23 protein-coding genes are annotated in these 20,284 nt (G+C 69.6%); 8 read left to right on the top strand and 15 right to left on the bottom strand.

Annotated elements, in window-relative coordinates; genetic code table 11:
* Positions 1-5 precede the first annotated feature (5 nt).
* On the bottom strand, positions 6-605 hold the full coding sequence (locus tag ASD66_RS17150; RefSeq protein ID WP_056684033.1) for a GNAT family N-acetyltransferase: 600 nt from the start codon (positions 603-605) through the stop codon (positions 6-8).
* Between the two features lie 75 nt (positions 606-680).
* The gene (locus ASD66_RS17145) at positions 681-1,355 is read right to left on the bottom strand and encodes an SDR family oxidoreductase (RefSeq protein WP_056684030.1); all 675 of its coding nucleotides are present in this window, start codon (positions 1,353-1,355) and stop codon (positions 681-683) included.
* 71 nt (positions 1,356-1,426) lie between these two features.
* Between ASD66_RS17145 and ASD66_RS17140 the strand changes: the two genes are divergently transcribed.
* The 5 genes from ASD66_RS17140 to ASD66_RS17120 all read left to right on the top strand — a co-directional run bounded on the left by ASD66_RS17140 (position 1,427) and on the right by ASD66_RS17120 (position 5,277).
* Complete coding sequence (locus ASD66_RS17140; protein WP_056685194.1) at positions 1,427-1,777, top strand: winged helix-turn-helix transcriptional regulator; 351 nt, start codon at positions 1,427-1,429, stop codon at positions 1,775-1,777.
* 152 nt (positions 1,778-1,929) lie between these two features.
* Entirely contained in the window at positions 1,930-2,664 is a 735-nt protein-coding gene (locus tag ASD66_RS17135; RefSeq protein ID WP_056684026.1) for an SDR family oxidoreductase, read from the top strand.
* Positions 2,665-2,696: 32 nt separating this feature from the next.
* Positions 2,697-4,178 (top strand): DUF6357 family protein, encoded by a 1,482-nt coding sequence (locus ASD66_RS17130; protein WP_056684023.1) that lies wholly within the window; start codon positions 2,697-2,699, stop codon positions 4,176-4,178.
* 54 nt (positions 4,179-4,232) lie between these two features.
* Entirely contained in the window at positions 4,233-4,799 is a 567-nt protein-coding gene (locus ASD66_RS17125; RefSeq protein ID WP_156388757.1) for a hypothetical protein, read from the top strand.
* 151 nt (positions 4,800-4,950) lie between these two features.
* A complete protein-coding gene (locus ASD66_RS17120) occupies positions 4,951-5,277 on the top strand; it encodes a hypothetical protein (RefSeq protein WP_156388756.1) in 327 nt (108 codons plus the stop codon).
* A gap of 142 nt (positions 5,278-5,419) precedes the next feature.
* Here the strand turns inward: ASD66_RS17120 and ASD66_RS17115 are convergent, their stop codons facing one another.
* A complete protein-coding gene (locus tag ASD66_RS17115) occupies positions 5,420-5,809 on the bottom strand; it encodes a hypothetical protein (protein WP_056684013.1) in 390 nt (129 codons plus the stop codon).
* 78 nt (positions 5,810-5,887) lie between these two features.
* Positions 5,888-6,478, bottom strand: a complete 591-nt coding sequence (locus ASD66_RS17110) for a hypothetical protein (RefSeq protein ID WP_056684010.1) — start codon at positions 6,476-6,478, stop codon at positions 5,888-5,890.
* A 109-nt stretch (positions 6,479-6,587) separates the two neighbouring features.
* Here ASD66_RS17110 and ASD66_RS17105 point away from each other — a divergent pair, with 109 nt between their 5' ends.
* Complete coding sequence (locus tag ASD66_RS17105) at positions 6,588-7,016, top strand: DUF3592 domain-containing protein (protein ID WP_056684007.1); 429 nt, start codon at positions 6,588-6,590, stop codon at positions 7,014-7,016.
* 29 nt (positions 7,017-7,045) lie between these two features.
* Here the strand turns inward: ASD66_RS17105 and ASD66_RS17100 are convergent, their stop codons facing one another.
* The 3 genes from ASD66_RS17100 to ASD66_RS17090 form a co-directional block, all read right to left on the bottom strand.
* Positions 7,046-7,906, bottom strand: a complete 861-nt coding sequence (locus ASD66_RS17100; RefSeq protein WP_056891695.1) for a GNAT family N-acetyltransferase — start codon at positions 7,904-7,906, stop codon at positions 7,046-7,048.
* A 98-nt stretch (positions 7,907-8,004) separates the two neighbouring features.
* Positions 8,005-9,756: a tetratricopeptide repeat protein gene (locus ASD66_RS25030; RefSeq protein ID WP_200950096.1), complete on the bottom strand. Its 1,752-nt coding sequence runs from the start codon at positions 9,754-9,756 to the stop codon at positions 8,005-8,007.
* Entirely contained in the window at positions 9,753-10,943 is a 1,191-nt protein-coding gene (locus ASD66_RS17090; protein ID WP_056684001.1) for an ATP-binding protein, read from the bottom strand. The genes ASD66_RS25030 and ASD66_RS17090 overlap by 4 nt, the downstream gene beginning before the upstream one ends.
* 201 nt (positions 10,944-11,144) lie before the next feature.
* Between ASD66_RS17090 and ASD66_RS17085 the strand changes: the two genes are divergently transcribed.
* Positions 11,145-11,570 carry a helix-turn-helix domain-containing protein gene (locus ASD66_RS17085; RefSeq protein WP_082599575.1) on the top strand — a complete coding sequence of 142 codons (426 nt, stop codon included), beginning with the start codon at positions 11,145-11,147 and terminating at the stop codon, positions 11,568-11,570.
* A 25-nt stretch (positions 11,571-11,595) separates the two neighbouring features.
* Here the strand turns inward: ASD66_RS17085 and ASD66_RS17080 are convergent, their stop codons facing one another.
* The gene (locus tag ASD66_RS17080; protein WP_056891694.1) at positions 11,596-12,183 is read right to left on the bottom strand and encodes a ClpP family protease; all 588 of its coding nucleotides are present in this window, start codon (positions 12,181-12,183) and stop codon (positions 11,596-11,598) included.
* Entirely contained in the window at positions 12,180-12,815 is a 636-nt protein-coding gene (locus ASD66_RS17075) for a ClpP family protease (protein WP_056891693.1), read from the bottom strand. The genes ASD66_RS17080 and ASD66_RS17075 overlap by 4 nt, the downstream gene beginning before the upstream one ends.
* Positions 12,816-12,947: 132 nt before the next feature.
* Between ASD66_RS17075 and ASD66_RS17070 the strand changes: the two genes are divergently transcribed.
* Positions 12,948-13,367, top strand: coding sequence for an NUDIX domain-containing protein (locus tag ASD66_RS17070; protein ID WP_056683991.1), 420 nt, complete (start codon positions 12,948-12,950; stop codon positions 13,365-13,367).
* 26 nt (positions 13,368-13,393) lie between these two features.
* Here the strand turns inward: ASD66_RS17070 and ASD66_RS17065 are convergent, their stop codons facing one another.
* The 6 genes from ASD66_RS17065 to ASD66_RS24240 all read right to left on the bottom strand — a co-directional run bounded on the left by ASD66_RS17065 (position 13,394) and on the right by ASD66_RS24240 (position 20,211).
* Positions 13,394-13,849, bottom strand: a complete 456-nt coding sequence (locus tag ASD66_RS17065; RefSeq protein ID WP_056891692.1) for a DUF6069 family protein — start codon at positions 13,847-13,849, stop codon at positions 13,394-13,396.
* A complete protein-coding gene (locus ASD66_RS17060; RefSeq protein ID WP_056891691.1) occupies positions 13,846-14,877 on the bottom strand; it encodes an RNA polymerase subunit sigma-70 in 1,032 nt (343 codons plus the stop codon). The genes ASD66_RS17065 and ASD66_RS17060 overlap by 4 nt, the downstream gene beginning before the upstream one ends.
* A 257-nt stretch (positions 14,878-15,134) precedes the next feature.
* Positions 15,135-15,602 carry a hypothetical protein gene (locus tag ASD66_RS17055; protein WP_056683972.1) on the bottom strand — a complete coding sequence of 156 codons (468 nt, stop codon included), beginning with the start codon at positions 15,600-15,602 and terminating at the stop codon, positions 15,135-15,137.
* 84 nt (positions 15,603-15,686) lie between these two features.
* On the bottom strand, positions 15,687-16,355 hold the full coding sequence (locus ASD66_RS17050) for a methyltransferase (protein ID WP_056683969.1): 669 nt from the start codon (positions 16,353-16,355) through the stop codon (positions 15,687-15,689).
* Between the two features lie 130 nt (positions 16,356-16,485).
* On the bottom strand, positions 16,486-17,937 hold the full coding sequence (locus tag ASD66_RS17045) for an FAD-dependent monooxygenase (RefSeq protein WP_056891690.1): 1,452 nt from the start codon (positions 17,935-17,937) through the stop codon (positions 16,486-16,488).
* Positions 17,938-18,063: 126 nt separating this feature from the next.
* A complete protein-coding gene (locus ASD66_RS24240; protein WP_082599574.1) occupies positions 18,064-20,211 on the bottom strand; it encodes a M4 family metallopeptidase in 2,148 nt (715 codons plus the stop codon).
* Between the last annotated feature and the right edge of the window lie 73 nt (positions 20,212-20,284).

Genomic DNA, 20,284 nt, shown 5'->3' with positions numbered 1-20,284 from the left:
CGACCTTAGCTGCGGGGCGTGCTGGCCAGTTCTCGCCGCACAACTCGCCGCCGGAGGGTGGGCGTGGCCACCACCTCGTAGCCGGCTTCCACGAAGACCTGCACCAGCCCGACCGACGCCTCGTCCCAGATCACCGATTTACCGGGCGGTGGTTCGATCGGGTAGCCCTCCAGGACACGGGCGCCGACCTGCTCGCCGTACTCGACGGTGGCGTGGGCGAGCTCATAGGTCAGCCCCGACTTGCGGAAGCCCTTGCGTACGACGAAACAAGTGACGGACCAGACGCCCTCGAGCTCGGGATCCATCCGCATCCATGCCTGCTTGCGGCTCCACAGCCTGGGGTAGTTCTCCCGCGGTTCGACGGCGACCCAGCCGGCCGCCTCGCCGTCGACGTACCCGATCAGCCCGGACGTCGGCCGGGTGGTTCCGCAGGCGGTCTGCTCCAGCAGGGCCGCGTCCCTCTGATCCTGCGTGGTGTCGCGCCAGATCCAACCGGGCACCTTCATCGCCTGGCAACGACATTTGCCGGCGCCTCCCGTGGCGAACAGCGCTTCGACGTCCTCGGTCGTCGCTTGGTTTGCCGGGAGCCAGGTGAAGTCGGGCATCTGGCTACAGTCACGTGGCAGGGCGACCGAGCGCAAGACTCTGCCCCAACATTGAGGTCTGGCTGAAGAGTCGCGTCAGCGTCGGCCGCCGTCGACGTGGATCGTCTCGCCGTCGACGTACGGCGAGCGGATGAGCCACAGCGCCGCATCGACGACGTCGTCCAGCTCGCCGTGTCGGCCGACAAGGGTCTGGCCGGCCGCCCCCGTGAGGAAAGCCGGCTTCGCTTCTCCCTTGGCGTCCCACGCGCCGCTGTCGATGATGCCTGGCGCGATCGCGTTGACCCGCACGGGCGCGAGGTTCGCGGCGAGGTGGCGGACGGCGTAGTCGACCGCTCCGTTCGTGATCCCCTTGACGATCGACCCGGGTCCTGGCCGCCAGCCGACGACGCCGGCGAAGAGCGTCATCGACTGACGGATCTCGAAGTGCTTCGCGACGAGGATCGGACCGATCACCTTCGCCTCGAACGCGGCGACCATCCGGTCGCGGTCGAGCCCGGCGACCGGAGCATCGTGGGGGAGGGAGCCGAGGGTGACGACATGGTCGACGGCACCGATCTGCGCGGAGGCTGCGGCGATCGTCGCCTCGTCCGTGAGGTCGAGGCGTACGGCGCCGTCGATCGCCAGTGGATCGCGAGCGCCCACCGTCACCACCATGCCAACTTGTCGCGCCCGCGTTGCAATGGCCGCGCCGATGCCCCGTCCGCCGCCGATCACGAAGAGTGTCTGTCCGTCCAGTTCTCGTTGAGTCATGACCGTGACGGTATGCTTTGGATACCGAGTTACTGCAAGGGAACTGGAGAACGTCGGTGGGCTACAACGTGATGTCTCGCACCTGTCCCTCCCGTGTCGTCCTGCACCGCATCGGCGCCCGATGGACGGTCTTCGTGCTCAACGCGCTCGAGCACCAGCCGTTGCGCTTCGTCCAGATCAAGACGCACATCCAGGGCATCACCCCAAAGGTCCTGACCGAGACACTGCGCACCCTGGAGCGAGACGGGCTCATTGCTCGCACCGACTTCGAGGAGAACCCGCCTCGCGTCGAGTACGAGCTCACCGTGCTCGGCCGCTCGCTGTTGGAGCCGCTGCGCGCCGTACGGCTCTGGGCCGAGGAGCACGTTCCGGAGATCCAGGCGGCGAACGCAGTGGCAGCGATGGAGCCGGATCGTCGCTGATCGCGATCGACGCCGCCGGAGAGCTGTTTGTCAGGGCCTCGACGCGGAGTCCGATTCTCGCCAGCACTTCGACGTCCGCCCGCGTTGACTGAGGACTCCACGGCCCTTTCGGCATTCGAGACGGCCACACCATCCAGGGATGGAGAACTCTCATGACGATCGCCCTCGTAACCGGCGCCAGCCGCGGTCTGGGCCTCGCCACTGTCAGGACCTTGGCCAAGAACGGCACCTGTGTGCTGCTTGCGGCCCGGGACGCAGGCAGAGCCGAGGAGGAGGCTCGGTCGCTGCGAAGCGAAGGCCTCGACGTCCGTGGAATCCAGCTCGACGTCACCTCGCACGACTCCATCGCATCGGCCGTTGCCACCATGACCGCCGTGCACGGACGACTCGACGTGTTGGTCAACAACGCCGGCATCCTGCCCGAGGCCACCGACGACGAGGCGCACGAGTTCGCCAATCCCGAACTGTTCCTGACCACCTTCACCACCAACGTGTTCGGAGCCGTCGCCGTGACCGAGGCGTTCCTCCCGCTCCTACGCCGTAGCCCGATGGGCCGCATCGTCAACGTTTCGAGCACCATGGGCTCGCTGAGTGACCAGACTGACCCGGGCTCGCCGTTCTATGAAGTGGTTGTCCCGGCCTACCAAGCATCGAAGGCGGCCCTCAACAGCGTCACCATCGCGCTGGCCAAGAGGCTTGCCGAGACCCCGATCAAGGTGACCTCGGTCTGCCCGGGATTCGTCCAGACCGACCTCACTCCCGCCAACATGGAACAGGCGCCGCTCACGCCAGCTGAGGCCTCGCTGGTGGTCGCGCATGCCGCGACCCTCCCCGACAATGCCGAGTCCGGCACCTTCATCGACCACCACGGAGCCGTTGCCTGGTGAGAGGCCGGGCTCCGATCAACCAGACTGGTCCCATGAGCGAGGTCGTGTACGCCGTCGAGGCGCAAGGCTGGATCCCCAAGGTCATCCGCGAAGGCGACCAACTCCAGCTGAAGATGGGCGTCGACTTCAACCGCGGCCATGACATCCGTGAGTTCCACTTCGCGCTGACCGAGCAGCACCTCGCCGTCCTCCGCACCAGTCTCGCCCGTCACCTGATCCTGTGGTGCGTGCTGCAACCCCTGGCCGAGCACGCCGGTCGAGAAGACCGCAACGGCAAGCCGAACAAGAAGGAGTCCGCCCGCGCGATCGACGTGGTGCTGCTCGGCACCGACCAACAGGTCGAGGCGTACGTCGCCGCGCAGGGCCTCACGTCGTACCAGCTGCAGAGCCTGATCGCCCACGGCGGTGATCCGACACTGATCGGGAAGGGCCGCCTCTTCGAGGCGCTCGAGGGTCGGGTGCAGGTCGCGGCCGACTGGAGGAACGTGCGGGAGTACTGGGCCGACGAGGCGCGGGCCGAGGAGGGCGTCCACCTGGCCGAACTCGACAAGGCCGTCCTGTACTACACGAACCGGCGCGAGACCTGGAGCGGTCTCGGAGGTCGTCGGCCGGAACAGGTGCCGGCCGAGATGCTGGAGGCGGTGCTGGCCCTCGTCCGTGACGCAGAAGGGGCGACCGCCGACCTGGAGCCCACCGCTCCGCTCGAGAGATGGCAGGACGTGGTCGGCCCTGCGCTCCGCGCCACGAGGCCAGAGCTCCTCGACGAGCCGATCCGTGCCATCGCCTCGCTGGTGCGCAGCGAGGCACCGGACCGCGCGTGGAGGCAGCGGCAGATGCCGGCGCTGGGTGACATCGAGCGCCATCTGCAGCTGCACGTGTACGACGCCCAGCAGCTCGCCCTGATCGCGGAGACCACACCCGAAGCCAGTGCCCGTCCTTGGGTCGAACACGTCGGCGGAGAGCTCTTCGTCGGTGTCGATCGCCGGATCGCCTTCGCGACGTACGAGGCCGTCACCGAGGACGACATGGTGCTCTGGGAGGACCAGGAGCAGGTGACCTTCGCTCAGCTCATCGCGGCCGGAGTCGCGAAGGCCGAGGTCGGCAAGCACGTCGCGCGCGACGGCACCTGCTGGATCAGCCACGCCGACCTCGCGGCCGCCGTACTGGTGGACCCCAAGGTCCGCGCCACGATCATCGAAAGCTCGCGCCTGCCCATCACCTGGCCGGAAATCCACACCCTGGTCCCCAACGGGGACCTCGTGGTGGCCGCGCTCTCGCGGCTCCGGTTCGTGATGACGGGCAGTCGCGACGAGGACGGAATGCTCGCGATCCTCAAGGCCGCGCGCGAAGCGATCACGTGGGGCCGTGACCACATCAGCCCGCACCCCCTGGTGTGGCGCCACGGTCAGTGGTTGCCGTTCGACTGGGCAGCGGAGTTCCCGCACCTGGCTGACCGCATCAAGGAAGTGAACGTCGCCTACGCCGATGCGTGGCTCGACGCCGCCACGCAGTAGGACGTCGCGAATCGAGCACGTTTGGACCCGAACAAGATGGACATTGTGCGCATCATGGATTCTTCTTCATGGGCGGCGCCCGAGGGCATGTCGCAGGCCAAGCACAACCTCCGGCTGGGCCTGGCCCTGCTGTTGGTGCTCAGCTTCCTGGGCCTTGTGCTCGGCTGGTTCTTCACCATCGACAACGAACGGAAAGAGTTGCGCAGCCTGCCCGAATGCGCGGGCAAGGCGACCAGCGAGTGCCTCGAGATCCGGCCCGGCACGTTCGACTCGGCGACGATCAGTCGTTATGGCAAGACCAAGTCGAAGACCCACCACTTCGAGACCGAGAACGGCGACCGCGACGGAATCAAGCTGAAGATCGCCCGCCACTCGGGCCAGTCGCTCGAGGACGAGGTGGTCGGCGGCATCTTCGTCGACGGTGACCTGGTCGGCCTCGAGAGTGAGGACGGCCACCGCACCTGGGGCGAGGCCGGCTGGCTGGCGCTGCCGCCGCTGTGGTTCCTCGGCGTCGCCGCCGTGCTCGTGCTGATCATGGCGGCCTGCGTCAAGGCACTCAACCGGATCAACGCGGGCTTCACCACGCAGACGCCCGACGAGCCGTCCCTCGAACACGACTAGGCGCCCGCTCGCACCAACCTGCGGGGCCGAACTGAGGGTGCCCCGTCTCCCGCATATTGGGCATGCGCAGCGCCCTCGGCCGGTGGTTCGCTGGCCTAGGCGGGCTCCGCGCTCCCATGTGGCGCCCTCTCGGTCTAGGGAAAGGCAACTCATGCGTACCAGCCGAATTCTTGTCACGACCGCAGCCATGGGCGCGGCCCTGCTCCTCTCCACCGGACCCGCGACGGCGGGCGAGGTCACCGGCAACGGCGGCGCCACCCAGGGTCCGGCCCACGCCAACTCCATCTGCACCTTCTCCGGCCTCGCCGACGGCGGCGAGGGCGAGCCCGCTGGTCCGGGCAACGTGCAGAACTGGGGCCACTCCAGGGAAGCGTTCGGCGCGACCCCCGCCGAGCGCAAGGCTTCGGGCTTCCAGCCGGGCGACTCATGCAACGGTCACTCCGGCTTCCTGGTCAGCGAGCCGTCCGGCACGCCCTGAGCGTCGCAATCAGCTCGCCCGGTCACGCTCGTCGTGGCCGGGCGAGGCAGGCGCACTCCGCACGGACAGTGAATCGGCCATCGCCGCTGACCTCGTCGCGAACGTCCGTCACGCCCGAGGTCAGGCGGTCTCGGTGCCTGCGTCAGTCGAAGCGGGGGCGGAGTCCGTCCCGGAACTCGTTGCGGTTCCGCGGGGTCATCTTCCAACGCGTCTCGTCGGCGTCCTCGATCGACACGGTGTACTTGCCGGACCCACGGTCGAACTGCACGAGCACCTGCACCGGCCGCGCCTCACCCGGTTGGTAATGACTGTCCGTGTAGGCGTCCACCGCCGGCCTGACCGCCCCGGAGTCAGAGGCCACGGCCGAGATGGTGCCGTCGGGCGAATAGAGAAAGCCGTGCGCCTCGTTGAACTCGCCCCCGGGGAACTCGAGGATCATCGCCAACGACTCCCACCCGTCCCAGTCGACGACGGGACCTCCCATGTGGTCGACGAGTGCCCGGATGAGCTCGGCCGTCACATTCTCGGACATGGGTTCCTTCGGATCTGCTCGACGATGCTCGATGTGTGGCACATCGTAGGGTCCGGTGTTGCCTCGTGCGGCTGGACCTCAGGCAGGCCCCACCGTCTTCACCATGACACAGTTCTTCAGGCCCTTGGGCCGGTCGTACGTGAACCCGAGCCGCTCATAGAGGCGACGGGTGCCGTTGTAGAGGAACGACGACGACATCTTCTTGGTCTGGTTGGTCAGATCGTGCGGATAGCTCTCCACCAGTCCGCCGCCGGCCTGCGCAATCAGGTCGAGGGCGCCGGTGATGGCCAGTTCCGTGACTCCCGCGCGCCGGTGCCGCTTGTCGACGAAGACGCAGGTGATCCGATAGTCGGGGTCCGTGGTCTTGGTGGCGTCGTACTGCTTGCGGTGGTGCAGGGTGGGTAGCTCGACGGGCGTGCCGTACTCGGCCCACGCGATGGCTTCGTCGCCGTCCATCACCAGTGCGGCGTGAGCCTTGCCCTGCTCGACGTAGGCCTTCTTCAGTGCACGGTTGGCGTCGGCGCCCTGGCCGCGCTCGGGCCCGTCAGGGTGGAACCAGATGCACCAGCAGCCGCCGAAGATGCCGTTGTGTCGCTGGACCAGCGCGTCGAAGGCCGGCCACGTCTCGGAGCTGAGTGGCGCGATGGTGTACGACGGCTCGGCGGCCATGCCGCACACCATATCCCCGTGGCGTCCGGACAGGTGGCGGTGATCGGCCCGCGCGATCCGGCCTGCAATCTTCGTCCTACGCTTGGACGACGCGGCGAAAGGAGCGGACATGGGATCCGACGACCTTCCGGAGTGGGCCGGCTTGTTGATCAGCGTGATGCTGATGGCGCCCTTCCTGATCGTGCTTCTCATCTACCTCCGCCACCAGCTGCGGCGCAGGACGTGGTCCCGTGCCGAGGCCACCGTGACGGGCAGGAGGACCGAGAAGTCGCGGCAGGGTGACGGCTCGGAGACCACCACGACGACCGTGACCTATGCCTTCTCGGATGCCAACGAGACGGACCGGACCGGCACTGCGGTCAATCCCTCCGGTGATCCACGAGGCGGAGACCGCCTCCAGATCATGTACGACCCGAGGAACCCCGATCGGAGCAAGGTGGTGGAGCTGCGCCGGATGTATCTCGTGATCCTGGCGGTCTTCTTCGTGATGTTCGCCCTCGGAGTCTGGTCAGTGTTCACGTCCCTCGGGACGGCGTGATTCGAGGGAACCGGCGTCGAGACGATCGGTCAGGGCGTGGCCGACGTGTCGCCGTACCACGTGGTCGTCGAGGTCGGAACAAACCCGACGCCCCGGTAGGTTGCCCCAGCGGCCTCGGACCCGAACGAGATCTTGATCCGCTCCATGCCCCGAGCGGCCAGTCGCGCGACTCCCGCCGTGACCAGCGTCGAGGCCAACCCACGTCGCTGGAAGTCGTCCTCGACCCGCACGGGTTCGACCAGCCCGACCAACGTGGCCGGGTCGGCCCAGAACAACGCATATCCCGCTGTCTGACCGTCGGCGCTCTCGACCGCGAGATCGAGCTCAGGGTCGTAGAGCGTGCACTGCCCCAGGCGCTGCACGACACCTTCACCGGCGCGTTTGAGCAACGGATGCCGAGCCTCCGTGCGTTGGCTGCGGTCGACGACGGTGAAGCCATCGGCCGGAGCCCTGACCTCTCCGCGCTCGTCGGCGCGGAGCCAAGCCGTGCTGTCGGTGTATCCCGCGGTGAGCCCGGCGTCCGCGACCAACCGGCGCAACGCCGTGTCGTGATCGTCGACCGGGATCTCGAATCCGCCCGGTGCGTGGGCCTGCCCGATCTCGAGAGCCGCCGCGAAGACGGTTTCGATCGGGAGAGCGCCCGGCACCACGATCGGGTCGATCTGGCAGCCGTCACCGTCGGCCGAGATCAGCACGCCGGCGACCGGGCCGTCGTCATCGAGCCAGAACGGCCTCTCGACGTCATCGGAGCGGCTCGGCTTGCGCCACCACCACTGCACGTCGGCGGCCTCCCAGAGCCCGCCGTCCGGGTCGGCCAACCTGCGACGTTGCAGCAGCAGGGAGGACAACTCCAACGCCTCGAGCCCCGATGCCCTGATCTTGGTCACCATGCGGTCAGGCTAGAGGCTGGCGCCGGGTCGTGCCCCTCAATGACGTGCGCTCGGCCGCGGCCAGCTCGGAAGCCGGGCCAGCGCCGATCACGCCTCGCCTACGGCTGCTCGCGCATCTGACGCAGCCGAGCCAGGTTCGGCATGGGACACCAGGCGCCGATCTGCGGGTGGTCGATGGTCACCCCGACGACGCCACTCTGGCCGAACGACATCGCCCAGTCGAGCGCTGCGGGCAGGGGTACGGCGAGCAGGGGGACGGAGGCGCCCTCGGCAACCAGACCGCCGGAGTCGGCGGCGACCTGTGCCCGGGTGGCGCTGCTGAAGACGGCCAGCATCGGGCCGTCCGGTGACGTGAGTGCGTAGGGCCGCGGCTGTTCCGGCGTACCGCGGTTGATGAACACCCAGCGGTCAAGTGCCGACACTGCCTTCCACAGCTCCACCTGGGGCTCGACGGCACTCGGCGCGGCCAGGCAGGCGGCGTTGAGCCGGTCGAGCTCGGCCAGCACCTCCGGGCTCGGGTCGAGCGGGGGAGCCGTCGGTTCCACGTCGTCCACGGGCTCCTCCGTGGACGGTCCCGCCTCGGGTCGAGCCAGCGGCCGCGGGTCACGGCCACCGAAGGCTGCAACGCGATCCCAGAACCAGTCGGCCAGCTTGGGTGCGACCGTGACGTCGTCGACACCGGCACGGCGGACCACGACGCTGTCGATGGTCGCGATCAGGTAGCCGCCGTTGTCGTCGGTCATCACCTGCGAGAAGTACTCGGCGATCTCATCAGCCTGCCACTGCGGCCAGGCCTCGGGGTCCGCCTCGATGGCTTCGTCCATCGCGTCGATCTCAGCGCTCGACATCAGCCGGAAGTCGCCCTCGACTCCCCACAATGCGCCGGTGCCCGGCTCCTGGCCGTCGTGCCAGGCGGCGATCTCGCGTTCGCCCGCGGACTCGCGAGCGCCCTGCTCGTCGAGAGGCGGGCGCAGTGCGGCGGCGAGTTCGGCGGGCAGCACCGGATCGAGCGCTGCCAACGAAGAGTCGATGTCGGTGCCGAGCAGCTGGTCGCGCATCTGGGTCCAGGCCATGTCGATCACGCCGGACGCGTGGATCTCGGCGAGCGTGACCTCACCCTTGTCGACGATGGCGCGCCACTTACGGATCAGGGTGAGCACGCTCTCGGCCACGCCGTCCATCGGATCGGCGCGGAGCAGACGCAGGGAGAGTTCCTCGGCTTCGTCGAAGCGCCCCTCGTGCACATAGGACCAGGCCAGCGGTCCGCCGATGAACTCGGAGGACGCGTCTGCCCGGATCGCCTCTTCGGCGGCCGGGATGAAGCGCTCCGGCGGTGCCCAGCTCTGCAACAGGTTGATCGCGCGCTTGACCAAGGCATCGGGCAGCAGCTCGGCGTTGGTGCGACCGCACATCGCGGTGCCCTCGTCGAGCAGCCGCCAGCCGGCCTCGAGGTCCCCGGACATCGCCGTGGCGGCACCGAGCTCCATCACGTCGAGCCAGGACTCCTGGTCCTCGCGGAGCGCGATCTCGGCCCACTTGCGGGCCTCGTCGTAGTTGCACTCGTACTGCTCGAGGTCGCGCAGCTTGCGGACGACGTCACCGAAGAACCGGTCGCGCTGACCGGCCACCTGCAGCAGCAGCTTGCGGGCCTCGTCAGTCTCACCGCACTCCTTGAGGTGAAGGGCGAGCAGGATTCGGGTGCCGTTGCGACCCGGCTGTTGTGCCAGCACGCGCGAGGCGAGGCGGGCGATCTCGGGGTGCGTCGGCTGAGCCTCGAACAGCTCCCAGGCCAGGTCGACGTCCCGCTCGATCGGGTCGACGGTCGCGCCGTCCTTCTTGCGCCACTTCATCGCATTCCTCGCTTCACTCGGTAGGCCCGCACCTGGTCGAACGTGCCGTCGTCGACGCCGTACTCGAGAACCGGTGCCACCTGGTCGAACCACGCCGTCGTCGACGGCGTGACCTCGGATGCCGCGGCCAGTAGCGCGTCGGTCGTCACCGGGCAGACGCTGCCTGCCCGCATCGACGCGCTGAGTGCCTGTTGCAGGGCCACCTTCACCACGGACGCGATGTCGGCGCCCGAGAAGCCCTCGGTCGCGGCGGCCACCTTGGCCACGTCGACGCCGTCGGTCGGCTTGTCCTTGAGGTCGCCCTGGAGGATCGCGGCCCTGGCGACCGTGTCGGGCGGCAGCACGAGCACGGTCTTGTCGATGCGACCGGGGCGGCGAAGGGCGGGGTCGATGTCCCATGGCCGGTTGGTCGCCGCCAGGAAGTAGACGCCGTCGTTCTGGCTCGACACACCGTCGAGCTCCTCGAGCAACTGCGTCACGATCATCCGCATCGACTGCGAGCCGCCGCCGCCGGACGTACGCCGCCCACCGAGCGCGTCGAACTCGTCGAAGAAGATCACGCAGGGCGCGGCCGCCCGCGCATTCCGGAAGACGCTCTGGATCGCCTTCTCGCTGTCCCCGATCCACTTGCTCAACAGGTCGGCAAGGGTCACGTGGATGAAGGAGGCCCCGAGGTCACCCGCGATCGCGCGCGCGATGAAGGTCTTGCCGCAGCCCGGAGGGCCATACATGAGCAGGGAGCCGCCGGGCGTCTGTCCGAAGGCCGCAGCAAGTTCGGGGTTGCGCAGCGGGGCGAGGAACGTGGCGTCGAGATGCTGCTTGACCTCGGTGAGGCCGGCGACGTCGGCCAGCGTCACGGCCGGTCGCTCGGCGTCCCACATGCCGGGTTCCTCCGCCGTCTCGTCATCGAGGTCGGCCGTCGAAGGAACCGGGATCGGAGCAGGTGCAGCCGGCTCGCTGGGCGGTGCCATGGCGCCGCCCCGGATCCGGGCCGCCATCACCCGGGCCCGCAACACGCGCACGCGGGCCGGGTCGCCCCCACTGGCCTCGAACGTGGTCAGCTCGTCGGCGGCGCGGTCCGGGTCTGCCTGCAGCAGCAGGGTGATGAAGTCCTCACGCAGCGCGAGGTTCTGCGGGTCGCGGCTCACCTCGGTCTCGATCACGTCGAGGAAGTCGTCGTCTGCCATCTGTCTGTTGCCCTCCGGTCATGTGTGGTCATCGGGCAACGTTCCCCGAACTGCGGCGGCCAATCCTCCCGCAGACCCACTCTTGTGCGATGGCACGGCCCGCGGGGACTGGCCACGTCGCTCATCACGTTGATGGTGAGCGCGTTCTGCCCTGAGCAGAACCCGGGCAGGGTGCGCGGAGGCAGTGGCTAGCATCGCGACATGGGTCACCTGTTGCCGCTGCGTACGCCGTCCGACCGCCCCGACGTGCGCGCGCCGGGACCCCGCACCACCGAACCTCGCACTCCAGAGCCCCGCGCCCCCGAACCCCGCACCCCCGAACCGCTGTGGCGCGAGGTGACCGGCGAGCTGCTCCGCGAGCGTCGACACGTGCGTGGGGAGAAGCTGAGCGAGACCGCCAGCCGCGCCGGCATCTCCACCCAGTACCTCTCCGAGGTCGAACGCGGCCGCAAGGACCCGTCGTCCGAGGTGCTCTCCGCGGTCGCCGGCGCGCTCGACCTCACCCTGCGCGACCTGGCCGTCGCGGCCGCGCGCCGGTTGTACGCCGCGCCGGCCGGCCCTGTGGGACCGGCCTCGATCCGGCAGGACGTCGGCGCCCTGCGCGGACCCCTGGCCCTGGCCGCCTGAGCCACGGCCGGTCCCTCGAGCCCGGTCACCTGCGACTGATCACCTCGTCGGCCAGTCCGTAGGCGACGGCTTCCTCGGCGCGGAAGATGCGGTCTCGGTCGGTGTCGCGCCGCAGTGTCGCGGCGTCCTGACCGGTGTGCTCGGCCAGCGCCTGTTCCATCTCCTCGCGCACCCGCAGGATCTCGTCCGCGGCCAGGATCAGGTCCGGGATGGTTCCGCGGCCCTGGCCCGACGGCTGGTGCAGCATCACCCGGGCGTGGGGCAGCACGGTCCGCTGCCCCGGTTCTCCGGCCGCGAGCAGGAGGGCCGTGCTGGAGAAGGCCTGTCCGACGCAGGTGGTCGCCACGGGCACCCGGCAGAACCGGATGGTGTCGTAGAGCGCGAAGGTCGCGGTGATCGAGCCACCTGCCGAGTTGATGTAGAGGTTGATCGGGGCTTCGGGGTTCTCGGCCTCCAGGTGCAGGATCTGCGCGATCAGGGCGTTGGCCACCCCGTCGTCGATCTCCGTGCCCAGATAGACGATCCGCTCCTCGAGGAGGCGGCTGTAGACGTCCATCACCTTCTCGCCTCGCGGCGTACGGCTGACCACGTTGGGGATCGTGTAGGTGCTCACTGGCCGTCCTCCTTCGCCGGGTCTGTCGGTCGCAGGCCCGTCGTACGACGCACGCGTGGGCGGATCTGCTCGAGGTCGGTCACCAGCTGGTCGAGGAAGCCGTAGTCCCGGGCCTCCTGCGCGGTGAAGACGTGGTCGCGCAACGAGTCCTCGAAGACCTGCTCCGGCGACTTGCCGGTGCGCTCGGCGACGATCCCGATCACGGTGTCGCGCATGTGGCGCAGGTCCTCGGCCTGCAGCGCGATGTCGACGGCGTTGCCGCCGATGCCGGCAGAGCCTTGGTGGAGCAGCACCTTGGCGTGCGGCAGGGCGTAGCGCTTGCCCTCGGTGCCGCAGCACAGCAGGAACTGCCCGGCGCTGTAGGCCATGCCGAGAACGACGGTGGAGACGTCGTTCGGGACCAGGCGCATGGTGTCCGCGATGGCCAGCATGGCGGTCACCGAGCCGCCGGGGGAGTTGATCCAGAGGCTGATGTCGGTGGTCGGGTCGTCTGTCGAGAGGAGCACGAGCTGGGCGCAGAGCATGGCGCCGATCTCGTCGTCGAGTGGGGAGTCGAGGAGCAGGATGCGTCGCCGGAGCAGGTCTTCGGCGGTGCGCTTGCCCAGGACGAGGGGTCGGTGTTCTTCGGTCATGCTCCGAGCGTGGCTCCGGCGACACGGTGACAGAAGGGCGTGCCGCCCACAGCGGATCTGCCCTCAGCGGATCCGCCGAGAGCGGCACGATCCGGCAGCCATGACCGCCCGGGCCATCGGTAGCGTGGCAGCGTGACGAACCACGCTGCCGACTCGAGCCACGACGACCTCCATCGGATCGTGTGCGGGCTTCTACGCCGTGGGGGTCGCGGCCTGTTGGTGCACCGCACCCCGGCGCGTCGTTGGTACCCCGATTGCTGGGACCTGCCCGGCGGTCACGTCGAGCAGGGCGAGACGCCTCAGCAGGCGCTGCGCCGGGAACTGGCTGAGGAGCTCGGCGTCGAGGCCGTGGTCACCGGGGACCCGTTGGCGCACATCCAGGGCAATGACTTCCGGATGGACGTCTGGGTCATCGACTCGTGGAGTGGGGAGCCGACCAACACCGACCCGACCGAGCACGACGCCCTGGCGTGGCTCAACCACGCCGAGACGGCCGCGCTCGCCCTGGCCCATCCGCATCTGTCGGCGTTGCTCGAGGCCGCTCTCCGCTGATCGGTCCCGGCCCTCCGGCGGCGGCCTCAGACGTTGCGCGGGCGGAGCCCCCGCACCAGACCGGGGATCATCACGGTCGCCGCGACGAGGTGCAGGACGACGAGGGCGACGATCGTGCCGGTCGAGCCCCCGGAGAGGAACGGCGGGACCATCGAGACCACGGTCAGCGACACGGCGGTTCCCATGAACGACTCTGCGGGACGCGCGCTCACACGCAGAAGAGCGGCCGCGATGACCACACCCACGAGCGAGAACGCACCGGTCACCGCGGCGACCCCGGACAACGGGATCGTCTCGCCACCGTCGTGGATCTCGAAGTCGACGCCCAAGGCCCGGGCGAGTGCGGCGGCCAGGGTGGTGGCCGCCACCGCCAACAGCGTGGCGACGAGTCCGGTGCCGGCCAGCCGACGGAGCCCTCTCGTGCGGTCAGTCCGTCCCGGCTGCAACCCCGCGTCGAGCCCAGGGTCCTGCACGCCGTTCATGACAGCCCGCCGGTGTTCGGTTCGTCGTCCGACGGCAACCGCTCCGCCAGCCCGAGCTGCGGGAACTGGTCGTCGTGGAAGGTGAAGATCTCGGTGATCTCCCCGCCGGTGATGCGCAGCACGTCGATCGTCAGCGGCAGGTAGGCGCCCTCCGATTCCCGCCACTCGTAGAAGGCCACGGCCGGCTGGCGGTTCACGGACGTGGGCACACCGCGCAGGCCGGTCATGCCCTCGAACCCGTCCTCGACCCAGTTGCTCACCACCGCGTCGCGGCCGACGTACAGGCCCGGGGTGGGCGGCATCGAGCAGCGGACGTCGTCGCGGAGCATGGCTGTGAGCGCCTCGATGTCGGTGGCCACGCTGGCCTCGGTGAAGCGGCGCACCAGCTCGCGCGTCCCGGTGTCCTCCTCGCCCCCGGTCCAGTCCTGCCGGTCGGCGGGAAGGTGCGCCCGCATGCCGGCCCGGGCCCGCTGAAGCGCGCTGTTCACGGAGTTGACGGAGTCGCCGAGGAGCTTCGCGACGTCCTTGGCCGGCCAGCCGAGCACGTCGCGCAGGATCAGTACGGCCCTCGGCCGCGGCGTGAGGTGCTGTACGGCGACCAGGTAGGCCAGCTCGATCGTCTCTCGCGCGACGGCGACGACCTCGGGCTCGTCCGCGTCGTCCGCACGCAGCTCGTCGAGCAGCCGGTCCGGGTAGGGCTGGAGCCACAGCACCTCGCCGCCGGTCGCGGCCGCCGGGCGGCGCTTGGCCAGGAGGTCGAGGTAGGCGTTGGTGGCGATCTTGTAGAGCCACGCCCGTAACGTCGACCGGCCCTCGAACGTCTCCCTGCGTCGCCAGGCTCGGAGGAACGTCTCCTGCACGGTGTCCTCGGCGTCCTGGAACGAACCGAGCATCCGGTAGCAGTGCACGTGCAGCTCTCGCCGGTGCCGTTCCGCCAGCCTCGTGAACGCCGGCTCGTCGATCTCGTCCAGAGCTGTCCCGCCCGGTTCGCCCATGCCGATCTCCTTCAGTCCCGTGTCCACACTCATCACGGCATCCTTCTGCCTCGTCGTGTCCCTGTCACAGGTGTGACGGGTCCGGCGCTGAGAACTCATCACCCTCGTCGTCGTGCCCGGTGAAAACGGTTGCGCAAGTGCGTGTGGTGGGTGCCCGACTTCTCCGTCGCGTCGTACGACGACCGCCTGCGCGCCCTCGACGCCCGGCTCCGCGACGCGAGCCGTTCGTCGCGCACTCGACTCGTCACCTGTTCGAGGCACGTCGCTGAGGGCAAGCCGCCCGACGCGTGTCAGTTCGCGGGCGCACCCCGGGATGCCGAGGAGCGCTGCTGGTCACGTGCGAACGCCTGCGGGACCTCCCGGCGTACGACGACCGCGAGGGCCACACCCGTCAACCCGGCCAGGGTGAACCAGATGTCGGCACCGAGGCTGACGAAGCCGGTCTCCCCGGCCGCGGCGTCCCACACCAGCGCTGGCACCCCGCGTCCCAGGGCCAGACCGGAGCCCACCATCGTCAGGAGGGTGAGCCTGCGGGTGAGACGTTTCGGGAGACCTCCGTGGGCCAGCATCCAGGCGACGACCGCGGCGCCGTACATCAGGAAGCCCGCGAGCAGGTCGTAGGCGAGGAACCACGGGCGTTCGCTGATCGGCGCGAACTGCGAGTCGAGGCCGCCGCGCCACCCGGAGGCCCAGGCGACGTGCACGCAGGCGAAGCCGAAGCTCCACAGGGACAGGAAGATTCCGAGACGAGTTCTCATGCGTTCCAGCCTCGTCGGCGCCGTCGAGCGCCGGCATCAGGGATCGCCCCCTGTCACCCCGGAATCATGAGGGCTCGCCCGGACTCAGCGAGCGTGCCGGACCCTGAGCCAGGTCTGGGCTCCGAAGTTCAGGGCCGGGTTCCGCGCCTCGCCTGCCACCAGGCCGCGCGCCTCGCACGCCTTGGTGATCCATCCGAAGTCGTGGGCGATGGTGCCGGACTCGTCCGACTCGTGGCTCCGCCCCAACCACTCGTCGCCGTCGTAGTCGGGGCGCTCGGCAGAGGCCGGGTAGTACGACGCCATGAACGTCGCGTTCGGCGCCGACGTGGCCACGAAGCCGTCGAGCATCACCTCGATCTGGGGCTTCGACGCGTGGCTCCAGATCGAGCGCGCGACATAGAAGTCGAATGTCTCGTTGAAGTGCGCCATCGAGAAGTCGTCGCGGTGCGAGAAGGTCGGCCGCTTGGCAGCGACCATCTCGGGACCGAGGAGTACGTCGACCCCTGCCTCGAGCATCTCGCGGTTGGGCTCGATGCCGTAGTAGCAGCCGGGGTCCAGGAGCCGGACCAGCCAGTGGCCGGCGCGCAGTGAACCGCAGCCGATGTCGAGCACCTTGGAATCGGGGTTCAGGCCGTGGTGGAGCAGGGTCATCAGCTGCTTGCGCCCGGCATGGGCGAAGCTCTTGCGGGGCCCGCCGAGGGTGACCCCGCGCGCGATCAGCTCTTCTGCAGCACTGGTGAGTGAGTCCGACATGGAAGCAACCTCATTGCCTTGGGGGCGTGTGGTGGTCCGCTACAGGCTGACACAGCGATGGGAACGAGCGGGGTCTCACGCGCCCGGCAGCTCGGTCGGGCGCCGCTGCGCCGCAGCACCCTGCGACACGTCAGGCCGGACCGCACCACCGCGTCAGTGAGTCGTGCAGACCCGCGTCCGTCCCGCCACCCACCCAAGCAACGTGGCCGTCCGGCCGGATCAGCACACCGCTCGGCGGCGTCACCTCACCGATCACCGGCAGCTCCCACGGGCCGCTGCTCTCGGCAACGACCAGGCGCACACGGTCGGCCCAGGGACCGAGGTCGACGCCGCCCGGGGTCCCGAGGTCGAGCAGCACCGGCCGGGCGGCGTGCAGCAGCTCGAAGACCCGGACCGGTCCGTCGGGAGTCTCGAGGTCGAGGTCGGGCATCCGCCGACCGAGCAGCGGGTGCCCGTCCCCGAGGTCGTAGTGGACGTCGAGACCGGAGAGCAGTCCGGCGACCTGCCGGCGCGGTTCGTCCATCGCCACGAACTCGTCCATCAGGTCGTTCACCGCGACGTGGCGCGCGTCCTGCTGCTGGAGGAGTCCCATCACCATGGTCTGCTTCAGCGCACGGGCGGTCGCCGGGTGCCGCTCGGCCCGGTAGGTGTCGAGCAGGCTCTCCGGCGAGACGCCCTTGACCACCTGGGCGAGCTTCCAGCCGAGGTTCACGGCATCCTGGACGCCGAGGCCGATGCCCTGCCCGCCTGCGGGATAGTGGATGTGCGCGGCATCCCCGGCCAGCAGCACCCGCCCCTCGCGGTACGACGCCGCCTGGCGCGTGGCGTCGGAGAACCGCGAGATCCAGGTCGGGCTGTGCACGCCGAAGTCGGTGCCGAAGACTCGGTGCAGCGCGGCCCTCAGGTCGTCCATGGTCGGCTCCGTGGCGGGCCCCATCTGGTGCTCGGTGGTGATCACCCGGAAGGTGCGCCCGTCCTCCATCACCTGGAGCCCGTGGATGCCGCTCTCGTCCGTGCGTACGCCGACCGGCGGTTGCTCGCCGACCTCGACCTCGGCGATCAGCTTGGTCTGCGTGGCCTCCGAGCCGGGGAAGTCGATGCCCGCGGCCTTGCGGACCACGCTGCGCCCACCGTCGGCCCCCACGAGGTACGACGCCCGCACGGTCGCGCCGTCGGCCAGCCGCACGTCCACCCCGTCGGCGTCCTGGACGAAGCCGGTGACCTGGCGACCCCGCTCGACCTTGACCCCGAGCTCGTCGACCCACTCGGCGAGGATGCGCTCGATGTGGTTCTGCCACAGCCCCAACGTGTAGGGGTGGCGGGTCGGGAAGTCGCTGACGTCGAACATCGCGCTGCCGGCCGCAGCACCTTGATAGGTCTTGCCGGCTTCCAGGAATCGACCCGCGATGCCGCGTTGGTCGAGGACCTCGATCGTCCGCGCATGGAACCCGCCGGCCCGCGAGCCCACCAGCTCGGCGCTCGGCCTGCGCTCCACGACCGTCACGTCGACGCCCGCCAAGGTCAGCTCGGCGCCCAGCATCATGCCCGTCGGGCCGCCGCCGGCCACGATCACGTCAGTCATTCCTGCCCCCTCCTCGGCGACCACCGTGGGCGCCGAGCGGACAGTGTGCGGCACCACCGGGGCCTTGCCGCAAGCCCCCCACTTCGCTATACCTTGGAAGGGAGGGGCCGTACGGCGGAAGGGCGCCTACCTCCAGGAGATCTCGTGGACGTGGGAGTCACCTGAGCGGAAGACCAGGTGGCCCGAGCCGGCGACGTCGTCGATGAACATGAACGGGTCCGATGCCGAGGGCGGGGCCGCGGAGTTGGCCGTGACGTCGCCGTGGCCGGGCGCCTGGCCCGGGTTCCACCACACCTCGTGCAGGTGGCCGTCGGAGCGGCGGTAGACGACGCTCTTCACGTTCCGGGCGACCCAGTGGACGGTGGCCGGTCGGCCGGTGGCGAGCGGCGCCCCCGCCGACGCGGTCACGTTCCAGCCCGACACCGGCGCGGCACCGACCCAGTAGAGCTCGTACACGTGTCCGTCGACGCCCCGATAGACGACCTGGTGGGTGTCGGTCTGCGGCACGTAGTAGGCCACCGGGTCACTCGCGGCCTTCGGCGTGCCCGCGGTGCCGGACAGGTCGTCGAGACCGCTCGGACCGTCCTTCCAGTAGACGCTGAGGATCCGGCCGTCGACGGCCCGGTAGACGACGATGTTGGTGCCGTCCGGGGTGACGTACGGCGCCGGGTCGCCGGCCGCTTTCGGTGCGCCGATCGTGCCGGTCAGGTTGCCGCCGTAGTTCACCGGCGCCACCCCGACCCAGAACAGCTCGTGGAGGTGCCCGTCTCCGCCGCGGTAGACCACGTGGTGGGTGTCGGACTCGGCGTGGTGGTAGCCGATCGGGTTCCCCGCCGCGGACGGAGACCCGGCGGTGCCGGACAGGTCGTCCTGACCGACCGCGCCGGTGGACCAGTAGAGGGAACGGACAGAGGCGTTGTTCGCGCGGAACGGCAGGATCACCGTGCTGCGTCCCTGGTCGACGTACGCACGTGGTTCACCGGTGGCGTCGCGGGCACCGGCGAGGGCGGTCAGGTCGGACGTCCCGGTGCCGGCGGCGGCGTCGCGCCAGAGCTCGTGCAGGTGCCCGTCGTCGTCGCGGAAGGCGACGTTCTGGGTCTTCAGCCCGGTCACCACCACGCCCGCGGGGGTCGAGGACGAACCCGCCGCGCGGTGCTGCGCCGTGCGGTCCACCTGCCGGTTCCACGGCACGCCGATCCCTACCGTCGCCCACGCCGTGACGCACGCGGCAGCCACGTCGTGGCCGAACAGCGCGAACGCGTGGTCTGCGGTGAGGGCGGCGAAACGGTCGAAGCGGGCGTTCGAGTCGAGGGCGTCGTCGGTCGCGGTGGCGTACCAGACCCGGCCGGCCTGGTCCCACGCGTTGCCGCCGAGTGCCTGCGCGAAGAGGGCGAACGCGCGGTTCGGGATGCCGGAGTTGATGTGCACGCCACCGTTGTCGCTGGTGGTGACCACGAAGTCGTCCATGTGGGCCGGCTGCGGGTCGGTGCCCAGCACCGGATCGTCGTACGCCGTGCCGGGCGCGATCATCGACCGCAGGGCGACCCCGTTGATCGTGGGCCCGAGGAGGCCCTCGCCGATCAGCCAGTCGGCGGTGGCCGCGGTGTCGCCGGCCAGCCGCTGCTTGACCAGCGAGCCGAACACGTCGGAGAGGTGCTCGTTGAGGGCGCCGGACTGGTTCTCGTACTCCAGGTCGGACTCGTGCTCGGTGACCGCGTGGCTGAGCTCGTGGGCCATCACGTCGACGGCGGCGGTCATGGAGACGAAGAGCAGCCCGTCGCCGTCGCCGAACACCATCTGCTCGCCGTCCCAGAAGGCGTTGCCGAAGTTGTTGTCGTAGTGGGCGGTGCCGATCAGGCTGGCGCCGTCGTCGTCGTAGGAGTTGCGGCCGAACAGGTCGAAGTAGAGGTCCCACGTCGCGCCCAGGCCGTCGTAGATGCGGTCCACGTCGACGTCGCCGGTGGCCGCGTCGCCCTCCTTGCGGACCAGCTGGCCGGGCAGGTCGGTGTCGTGGCCGGCATCGTGGATCAAGCGGTTTTTGCGGATGGGCGAGGCCGCGGCAAGCTCCGCGCGCGCCTCCCTGGTGCGTCGGGCGGTGCCGCGGAGGCCGCGCGTCGAACGCAGCTCCCTGGCCCGTGCGGTCACCGCCAGAGCCTCGCGGGCCCAGGCCCGCTGGGCATCGGTGCCGTTGCGGGCAAGCTGTTCGAGCATGTACGGCGGGACGATGCACTGGATCGCGTCGTACGCCGAGTCGTGGTCAGGCGTGTGAGTCATGGGTTCCTCGCTCCGGATCGGACCGGCGCGCATCCTTCGCGTGCGTCGCACGGTCAATACCCACAAGGAGTCG

The organism is Nocardioides sp. Root151, assembly GCF_001427925.1.
Taxonomy (GTDB): domain Bacteria; phylum Actinomycetota; class Actinomycetes; order Propionibacteriales; family Nocardioidaceae; genus Nocardioides.
This window is presented reverse-complemented; position numbering and strand designations above follow the sequence as displayed.

Coding starts and splice junctions, on each gene's coding strand:
- ASD66_RS17150 (WP_056684033.1), bottom strand. CDS start 605: ATGCCCGACTTCACCTGGCTCCCGGCAAACCAAGCGACGACCGAGGAC.
- ASD66_RS17145 (WP_056684030.1), bottom strand. CDS start 1,355: ATGACTCAACGAGAACTGGACGGACAGACACTCTTCGTGATCGGCGGC.
- ASD66_RS17140 (WP_056685194.1), top strand. CDS start 1,427: ATGTCTCGCACCTGTCCCTCCCGTGTCGTCCTGCACCGCATCGGCGCC.
- ASD66_RS17135 (WP_056684026.1), top strand. CDS start 1,930: ATGACGATCGCCCTCGTAACCGGCGCCAGCCGCGGTCTGGGCCTCGCC.
- ASD66_RS17130 (WP_056684023.1), top strand. CDS start 2,697: ATGAGCGAGGTCGTGTACGCCGTCGAGGCGCAAGGCTGGATCCCCAAG.
- ASD66_RS17125 (WP_156388757.1), top strand. CDS start 4,233: ATGGATTCTTCTTCATGGGCGGCGCCCGAGGGCATGTCGCAGGCCAAG.
- ASD66_RS17120 (WP_156388756.1), top strand. CDS start 4,951: ATGCGTACCAGCCGAATTCTTGTCACGACCGCAGCCATGGGCGCGGCC.
- ASD66_RS17115 (WP_056684013.1), bottom strand. CDS start 5,809: ATGTCCGAGAATGTGACGGCCGAGCTCATCCGGGCACTCGTCGACCAC.
- ASD66_RS17110 (WP_056684010.1), bottom strand. CDS start 6,478: ATGGCCGCCGAGCCGTCGTACACCATCGCGCCACTCAGCTCCGAGACG.
- ASD66_RS17105 (WP_056684007.1), top strand. CDS start 6,588: ATGGGATCCGACGACCTTCCGGAGTGGGCCGGCTTGTTGATCAGCGTG.
- ASD66_RS17100 (WP_056891695.1), bottom strand. CDS start 7,906: ATGGTGACCAAGATCAGGGCATCGGGGCTCGAGGCGTTGGAGTTGTCC.
- ASD66_RS25030 (WP_200950096.1), bottom strand. CDS start 9,756: ATGAAGTGGCGCAAGAAGGACGGCGCGACCGTCGACCCGATCGAGCGG.
- ASD66_RS17090 (WP_056684001.1), bottom strand. CDS start 10,943: ATGGCAGACGACGACTTCCTCGACGTGATCGAGACCGAGGTGAGCCGC.
- ASD66_RS17085 (WP_082599575.1), top strand. CDS start 11,145: ATGGGTCACCTGTTGCCGCTGCGTACGCCGTCCGACCGCCCCGACGTG.
- ASD66_RS17075 (WP_056891693.1), bottom strand. CDS start 12,815: ATGACCGAAGAACACCGACCCCTCGTCCTGGGCAAGCGCACCGCCGAA.
- ASD66_RS17065 (WP_056891692.1), bottom strand. CDS start 13,849: ATGAACGGCGTGCAGGACCCTGGGCTCGACGCGGGGTTGCAGCCGGGA.
- ASD66_RS17060 (WP_056891691.1), bottom strand. CDS start 14,877: ATGAGTGTGGACACGGGACTGAAGGAGATCGGCATGGGCGAACCGGGC.
- ASD66_RS17055 (WP_056683972.1), bottom strand. CDS start 15,602: ATGAGAACTCGTCTCGGAATCTTCCTGTCCCTGTGGAGCTTCGGCTTC.
- ASD66_RS17050 (WP_056683969.1), bottom strand. CDS start 16,355: ATGTCGGACTCACTCACCAGTGCTGCAGAAGAGCTGATCGCGCGCGGG.
- ASD66_RS17045 (WP_056891690.1), bottom strand. CDS start 17,937: ATGACTGACGTGATCGTGGCCGGCGGCGGCCCGACGGGCATGATGCTG.
- ASD66_RS24240 (WP_082599574.1), bottom strand. CDS start 20,211: ATGACTCACACGCCTGACCACGACTCGGCGTACGACGCGATCCAGTGC.